The sequence below is a fragment of the Enterovibrio qingdaonensis genome (assembly GCF_028683135.1).
GTDB lineage: Bacteria > Pseudomonadota > Gammaproteobacteria > Enterobacterales > Vibrionaceae > Enterovibrio > Enterovibrio qingdaonensis.
This window is the reverse complement of sequence record NZ_JAJUBB010000019.1, coordinates 94,594-102,415: the sequence shown is the minus strand read 5'-3', so window position 1 is coordinate 102,415 and position 7,822 is coordinate 94,594. Positions and strand designations below refer to the sequence as shown.

Annotated in this window: 5 protein-coding genes; 4 read left to right on the top strand and 1 reads right to left on the bottom strand. The window is 46.6% G+C overall.

From position 1 onward, the window contains the following. The first annotated feature begins 604 nt into the window (after window positions 1–604). Complete coding sequence (locus LRP49_RS20230) at window positions 605–838, top strand: zinc ribbon domain-containing protein (protein ID WP_274144413.1); 234 nt, start codon at window positions 605–607, stop codon at window positions 836–838. A 30-nt stretch (window positions 839–868) separates the two neighbouring features. Here LRP49_RS20230 and xseA read toward each other — a convergent pair whose 3' ends face one another. Beyond that, window positions 869–2,197 (bottom strand): exodeoxyribonuclease VII large subunit, encoded by a 1,329-nt coding sequence (xseA, locus tag LRP49_RS20225; RefSeq protein ID WP_274144411.1) that lies wholly within the window; start codon window positions 2,195–2,197, stop codon window positions 869–871. Window positions 2,198–2,361: 164 nt separating this feature from the next. On the opposite strand from xseA, the gene guaB reads away from it, so the two are divergent. The 3 genes from guaB (at window position 2,362) to LRP49_RS20210 (ending at window position 7,490) form a co-directional block, all read left to right on the top strand. After that, window positions 2,362–3,825 (top strand): IMP dehydrogenase, encoded by a 1,464-nt coding sequence (guaB, locus tag LRP49_RS20220; RefSeq protein ID WP_274144409.1) that lies wholly within the window; start codon window positions 2,362–2,364, stop codon window positions 3,823–3,825. A 182-nt stretch (window positions 3,826–4,007) separates the two neighbouring features. Continuing rightward, the gene (guaA, locus tag LRP49_RS20215) at window positions 4,008–5,561 is read left to right on the top strand and encodes a glutamine-hydrolyzing GMP synthase (RefSeq protein WP_274144407.1); all 1,554 of its coding nucleotides are present in this window, start codon (window positions 4,008–4,010) and stop codon (window positions 5,559–5,561) included. 369 nt (window positions 5,562–5,930) lie between these two features. Next, the gene (locus LRP49_RS20210; RefSeq protein WP_274144404.1) at window positions 5,931–7,490 is read left to right on the top strand and encodes an AbgT family transporter; all 1,560 of its coding nucleotides are present in this window, start codon (window positions 5,931–5,933) and stop codon (window positions 7,488–7,490) included. The last annotated feature ends 332 nt before the right edge of the window (window positions 7,491–7,822 follow it).

Genomic DNA, 7,822 nt, shown 5'->3' with positions numbered 1-7,822 from the left:
ACCATATGGTCGGCTTTTTTGTATCTGATAATGGGCGAATAGAGGGTGTTGTTTGTTCTGTGCAGTAAATTGAAATTCACCTCATGTAATTTATACAAAATAGCATTCTTCCGAATGCGTTCACTCTATTTTGCCCGTAATCCCACCAGATCCGCGCGTTAGTACGTGCTGATCTGCATAGTTTGGCGACAGATCAGAGTTTCATATTACAAATAAATATTGATCCTCATCACATAAAATGGGTGTTTTGGCAGGAAATATCGTTCTAGGACACAAAGAACATTTATTGCGCGGCTAACAATGCACCTTCTATTTATAAAGTTCTGCATTGTTTGTATATTATAGTTACTATCGATATTTAATAGCGTTAAAAATCCAAATGCAGAACATGTAACTTATGCTTTCGGGACTTGTATTGATAAATATTCTTTTGGGGGTAGATCGCTGATCGGATCCCTATAAAGCTGCGATCTGACGATCATTGTAGGATCCAGCAAGATGCTGTTCATTTTTTGACAGTGTTACCGTTAGAATAGCCAAGAAAAGATCATAAAGCATATCTTGACGGGAAAGCTGCGAGATAGGTTTCTCTGGAGTAAAGGAAATGGAAAATACATGCCCAGTTTGTGGGAAGGCATTGAATTGGAAGAATGGTGTTTATGAATGCCAAAGCTGTGATAAAACGTTTATTAAACAAGGCTTTTGTTTAGCATGTGATGCGCAGGTAGAGCGTTTGCAAGCGTGTGGTGCAACAAGTTACTTCTGCCATAGCTGCAACGAGCTAAAATCGCGCTCCAGCGTTAAAACAGTGTTTGAGGAACAAAAAACGGTGTCTTAAAGACACCGTTTTCATTGATCATTGCGTCGTTTAAATAACGCGAGATCGGATCTCTCCGTCTGCAACGGTGGTGGAGATCAGATCCCCTTCTTTTACAGCTTCGCCTGATCGGATCACGGCTCCTTGTGCATCACGAGTTATTGAATAACCGCGTGCCAATGTCGCCAGAGGGCTAACCGCATCTAACGTTTCCATGTGTAAAGCCAATGTATGCTGTTGTTGTCGAAGCTGTCGCTTCATGGCCTCAATCAGTTTTTCCTGCGTGTGGGCAAGGTTCACCTTGTCGCTGCGAATGCGAGATACTGGCGAATAGTGTTCAAGCTTCTGGCTCAAGCGATCAATACGCTGTGCTTCACGTTGCAGGTTAGTGCGCATGGCCAGATTCAGTCGGTATTCTAAATCATCGAACTGTTGAGCTTGCTGCTGCAAGCGCGCCTGAGGGTGTTGAAGTGTCAGGCGGTGCTGTAAGCGTGTCAGCTTGTCTCGGTAGAACGACAACTGTGACTCAAAACGGTGCGCAAGTTTATCCGTGCGTTGTAGAAGCTGTTGCGAGCGCAGTGAGGTATCACGGCTAACAAGCTCCGCGGCAGCCGAAGGGGTAGGGGCGCGAACGTCTGCAACGAAATCGGCGATAGTGACATCCACTTCGTGACCAACAGCACTTACAATGGGAATGGTGCTTGCTGCGATAGTTCGAGCAACTATTTCCTCGTTAAAGCACCATAAATCTTCCAGCGACCCGCCACCACGCCCCACAATCAGCACATCACATTCATCACGACTGTTGGCGCGGCCAATCGCCTGAGCAATCTGAATGGCGGCATCTTTGCCTTGCACCTGAGTAGGGTAGATGACAACAGGAAGGCTAGGATCTCGGCGTTTTAGAACATGCAGGATGTCATGCAATGCTGCCCCAGTACTTGAGGTGATGATACCAACACGCTTGGGTTGTTCAGGAAGGGGCTTCTTGGTTGACGCTGCGAACAATCCTTCTGCAGAAAGCTGCATTTTTAGTTTTTCGAACTGCTGTTGAAGCATGCCATCACCTTCTGGCTGCATACTTTCAACGATGATCTGGTAATCACCTCTTGGCTCATACAATGACAGTCTGGCTCTCACCAACACTTGATTGCCGTTGACAGGTTTAAATGTCACACGACGGTTATTTCCGCGAAACATGGCGCATTTAACCTGGGCTTGGCGGTCTTTGAGGGTGAAGTACCAGTGGCCGGAAACCGGCACCGTGAGGTTTGATATTTCGCCAACTAGCCAGACGATCCCCATTTCGTTTTCTAGCAGAAGGCGTACTTCGGCATTCAGTCTGGAAACGGTGTAGATGTTTTCGTTGGAGAGAGTCATGTGAAATAAACCTTGGATTTCAAGATGATGAATTAATGGTAAAGCTCGCCAAATTTTATACCAAACGTTTTCGTAAAAATCTGTAGCCAAACGTTTGCGCGGTCAGTATAATCCGGCTGCAATATTTTGAACCCCCGTATTTTATTTTTGCGTGAGATATTGCAATGTTAAGAATAGCTAAAGAAGCCCTGACTTTTGATGATGTATTGCTGGTTCCAGCACACTCTACCGTTCTACCGAACACTGCTGACTTACGTACCCAACTAACAAAAAATATCTCCCTTAATATTCCAATGATTTCTGCGTCTATGGACACAGTGACTGAAGCGCGTTTGGCTATTGCACTGGCGCAGGAAGGCGGCATTGGTTTCATCCATAAAAATATGTCAATTGAACAGCAAGCAGAGATGGTTCACCAAGTGAAGATCTTTGAAGCTGGCGTTGTCACCCACCCAGTAACGGTTCACCCAGATGCGACAATCGCAGATGTTGTTGAACTTACCAAAAAGCATGGCTTTGCAGGTTTCCCTGTCGTCACTGAGAGTAACGAGCTTGTTGGTATCATTACGGGTCGTGATGTTCGTTTTGTAATTGACCTATCCAAGAAAGTTTCTGCTGTTATGACGCCTAAAGAGCGTCTGGCGTGTGTGAAAGAAGGCGCATGTCGCGAAGAAGTGCAAGAAAAAATGCACCAAGCTCGCGTTGAGAAAGTACTGGTTGTGAATGATGACTTCCAACTGACCGGTATGATCACCGCAAAAGATTTCCACAAAGCCGAAACCAAACCAAACGCTTGTAAAGATGAGCAAGGTCGTCTGCGTGTCGGTGCGGCAGTGGGTGCTGGCGCAGGCAATGAAGAGCGCGTAAAAGCACTGGTTGAAGCAGGTGTTGACGTTCTGCTTATTGACTCTTCACACGGTCACTCTGAAGGTGTACTAAACCGTATTCGCGAAACACGCGAAGCATACCCTGATCTCGACATCATTGGCGGCAACGTTGCAACGGGTGCTGGTGCGAAAGCCCTCATTGAAGCGGGTGTGAGTGCAGTTAAAGTGGGTATTGGCCCTGGCTCTATCTGTACTACCCGTATCGTTACAGGTGTGGGTGTTCCTCAAATCACCGCGATTGCTGATGCTGTTGAAGTAGCAAATGAGTACGGCATTCCTGTTATTGCTGATGGCGGTATCCGTTTCTCGGGTGATATCTGTAAAGCAATCGCTGCTGGCGCATCATGTGTCATGGTTGGCTCTATGTTTGCGGGTACAGAAGAAGCACCAGGCGAAGTGATCCTATACAACGGCCGTTCATACAAGTCTTACCGTGGCATGGGCTCATTGGGCGCAATGTCTCAAGGCTCTTCTGATCGCTACTTCCAATCAGATAACGCGGCAGACAAGCTTGTTCCTGAAGGTATCGAAGGCCGTATTGCATACAAAGGTCACTTGAAAGAGATCGTTCACCAGCAAATGGGTGGTCTGCGTTCAAGCATGGGTCTTACTGGCTCAGCAACGATCGAAGCAATGCGTACTAAAGCTGAATTTGTTGTAATTTCAGGTGCGGGCATGGCGGAATCTCACGTGCATGACGTACAGATCACCAAAGAAGCACCAAACTACCGTCGCGGCTAATTTCTCCGATAGAACACCCCTGACGTAAACGTTTGCTTTTTTTCTTGAAGCACTGATAAGAGGCGAGTAAACTCGCCTCGTTTTCATAACCCATAACCACAGCATTAGGACAGAACACCCATACAGTTTGGGTATTCTCAAGCGATATAGCTTAGCTGGCGTTAACGATAAGACTGCTCAAAATGACTAAAGACATCCATGACCAACGCATTCTAATTTTGGACTTCGGTTCTCAATACACTCAACTAGTCGCACGCCGCGTACGTGAAATCGGTGTGTACTGTGAGCTATGGAGCTGGGATGTAGATGAAGCGGATATTCGTGAATTCAATCCAGACGGCATTATCCTATCTGGTGGCCCTGAGAGTGTGACAGAAGCTAACTCTCCACGTGCTCCTCAATATGTATTCGACTCTGGCGTGCCAGTATTTGGTGTATGTTACGGCATGCAAACCATGGCAGAGCAACTCGGCGGTAAAGTCGCGGGTTCTGACGAGCGCGAATTTGGTTATGCAGCAGTACAAGTGACTGGTGAATCAGCACTGTTTGCTGGCCTTGAAGCCACTCAAGATGTTTGGATGAGCCACGGTGACAAAGTTGTCGAAATCCCATCTGACTTCGTGAAAATCGCGCAAACAGACACCTGTCCTTACGCTGCGATGGCAAATGAAGAGAAAAAATACTACGGCGTTCAGTTCCACCCAGAAGTGACGCACACCAAAAATGGCCTGAAGATGCTGGAAAACTTCGTACTGAACGTATGTGGTTGTGAGCGTCTATGGACCGCTGAGTCAATCATCGAAGATGCAGTTGCTCGTATTAAAGAGCAAGTGGGTGATGACGAAGTTATCCTTGGCTTGTCTGGTGGTGTGGACTCTTCTGTTGTTGCGATGCTGGCGCACCGTGCAATTGGCAACAAACTAACCTGTGTATTCGTTGATAACGGCCTGCTTCGTTTGAATGAAGGCCAACAAGTAATGGAAATGTTTGGTGACCAATTTGGCCTAAACATCATTAAAGTTGACGCGGAAGATCGTTTCCTTAACGCGCTGGAAGGTATTTCTGATCCAGAAGCGAAGCGTAAGAAAATCGGTCACGTGTTCGTTGACGTATTCGATGAAGAATCGAAGAAACTGAAGAATGCGAAATGGCTGGCGCAAGGTACCATCTATCCAGACGTTATCGAATCTGCAGCGTCTAAGACCGGTAAAGCACACGTTATTAAATCTCACCACAACGTGGGTGGTCTGCCAGAAGAAATGGCAATGGGCCTGGTTGAGCCGCTGAAAGAGCTGTTCAAAGATGAAGTGCGTAAGATTGGTCTGGAATTGGGTCTGCCGTACAACATGCTGTACCGTCACCCGTTCCCAGGTCCTGGTCTGGGCGTACGCGTTCTTGGCGAAATCAAGAAAGAGTACTGTGACCTGCTGCGTCGTGCGGATGCTATCTTCATTGAAGAACTGCATAAAGCTGACCTGTACAACAAGGTGTCTCAAGCATTCACCGTGTTCCTGCCAGTACGCTCTGTTGGCGTAATGGGCGACGGCCGTAAGTACGATTGGGTTGTTTCTCTGCGTGCGGTAGAAACCATCGACTTTATGACCGCGCACTGGGCGCACCTGCCATACGACTTCTTGGGTAAGGTTTCAAACCGTATCATCAACGAAGTGAATGGCATCAGCCGTGTGGTTTACGATATCTCTGGTAAGCCGCCAGCGACTATCGAGTGGGAATAATACCCAACTGATTGAATTTGAAAGGCACGCTTTGCGTGCCTTTTTTCTTACCTGTATCCAATTCACTTCCTCTCTCAATAGCGTGACGCTTTGTTGGATTTTCTTGGCGAATACTGACCGGATGCTTGAGGCGTAACAAAAATGTGCCTCATGTTATTTTCGTGAAATCATCTTGTTTATTCCATGTTTTTATTGTGTGTTCCTTTTGAATTTTTGCGCTGTTATACGTGTTTTGAATGTTATTTGTGACTACCAAATAAATTAAATCCGTGTATTTTGTTCTGCTGAATAATTATTACGTCGTTGTGACTTTTGTTCCTAAAAAGCCATAAACGATGCAAACACACTTTTAACCATGGAGCTTTTTATATGAGTAACCATGCTATGGATAACGTTCCAGATGCGCCAAAAAGCGCAATGGATAAATTTCTCAATGGGATTGAGAAAGCAGGGAACAAGATCCCTGATCCAGCGCTTCTGTTCTTTTACGGTTTATTGATTGTTTGGGTTCTGTCCGCCGTTCTTTCTCAAGTCGATTTTGGCTTGGTACACCCTGTTACAGGTCAGGCTGTCGAAATCAATAACCTTCTTACGGGTACTGCGCTAGCGAATTTCCTCGCTAACATGGTAACGACCTTCACTAGCTTTGCGCCTATGGGTATCGTTCTGGTTGCAATGCTGGGTGTGGGTGTCGCTGATGCATCTGGCTTCATTACCACTGGTCTGAAGAAGATGCTGAACGTAACGCCGAAGAAACTGCTGACACCAGCACTGATTCTGGTTGCTATCGTTTCTCACACTGCGGCTGATGCGGGCTACGTACTGGTTATTCCACTGGGTGGTATTATCTTCCACGCAGCGGGTCGTCACCCTCTGGTAGGTATTGCGGCAGCGTTCGCAGGCGTATCAGGTGGTTTCTCTGCAAACTTTATCCCAGCGGGCATCGACCCACTGCTAGCGGGCTTCACGCAGTCTGCAGCTCAGGTTCTGGATAAAGACTACGTGGTTAACCCACTGGCTAACCTTTACTTCACTGGTATGTCTTCATTCTTGATCGTGGCTATCGGTTGGTACGTTACTGAGAAAATCATCGAGCCTCGTCTAAGCAAACTGCCAATCGACGAAGATGCAGAAAAAGCACCGGATTTGGGCAGCTTCTCTGCAATCGAAAGTAAAGCTTTCAACCGTGCAGGTCTGGCAATGCTGGCGGGTATCGTGGTTCTGGTTGTTGCGCTGATCCCTGAGACTTCAGCACTGCGTTCTCCAGAAGGCGAACTGACGGCGTTCTCTGCACCGCTGATGAAGTCGATTGTTCCATTGATTTTCATCCTGTTCGTTATCCCGGGCGTTGTATACGGTCGTGTAGCGGGCACGTTTGCAAGCCAGAGCGATATCATCAAGGCGATGAGCACCACCATGTCTACCATGGGTAGCTACTTGGTAATGTCATTCTTCTGTGCGCAGTTCTTGGTTGCATTCAGCCAGTCGAACATCGGTACTCTGTTGGCATTGGAAGGTGCGGCATTCCTGAAAGCACTGAACATGCCAGGTCAGCTGACCATCATTGGTATGATTCTTCTGACAGCGTGTGTGAACCTGTTGATCGGTTCTGCATCTGCGAAGTGGGCTCTGATTGGTCCAATCCTGGTACCAATGCTGATGGCTCTGGGTATCTCTCCAGAACTGTCTCAAGCGGCTTACCGTGTAGGTGACTCTGTTTCTAACATCATTTCACCTCTGATGGTGTTCTTCCCGCTGGTGGTTGTTTACTGTCAACGTTACGTGAAGAGCACAGGTATCGGTACTCTGGCATCTATGATGATGCCGTACTCGATTGCAATGCTGATCGGCTGGAGCTTGTTCCTGCTGGCGTACTGGGCTCTGGGCATCCCTCTGGGTATCCAAGCACCTTACACTTACCAGATGTAATTCTTAAGTGACTGATACGAAGCCCTGCCATTGTGCAGGGCTTTTTTTTTGTCTGTCCTTTGATGCAACACTTCGCAGTTTGTTTGATTGTACATCGATGCCTAAAGAGGTGGATTCCTCGTGCTACATATTCATAACACTAATAAAACGAATTTATATACAATAAAATATCGTAAAAAAAATATTACTAAGTTTTATCATCTGCTTTATTTCTAATCACTCATATATAACGCTGAAAAGTACGCCAATCATGAATGTTTCACTATATAGCCACCATTTGCATGACATTAAATGCTGCGTGCTGTGATTTTTTGGTGTTTTACACTGCTATA

What these genes read in the sequence shown, in the direction of transcription:
- LRP49_RS20230 (WP_274144413.1), top strand. Translation starts at nt 605, where the DNA reads ATGGAAAATACATGCCCAGTTTGTGGGAAGGCATTGAATTGGAAGAAT.
- xseA (WP_274144411.1), bottom strand. Translation starts at nt 2,197, where the DNA reads ATGACTCTCTCCAACGAAAACATCTACACCGTTTCCAGACTGAATGCC.
- guaB (WP_274144409.1), top strand. Translation starts at nt 2,362, where the DNA reads ATGTTAAGAATAGCTAAAGAAGCCCTGACTTTTGATGATGTATTGCTG.
- guaA (WP_274144407.1), top strand. Translation starts at nt 4,008, where the DNA reads ATGACTAAAGACATCCATGACCAACGCATTCTAATTTTGGACTTCGGT.
- LRP49_RS20210 (WP_274144404.1), top strand. Translation starts at nt 5,931, where the DNA reads ATGAGTAACCATGCTATGGATAACGTTCCAGATGCGCCAAAAAGCGCA.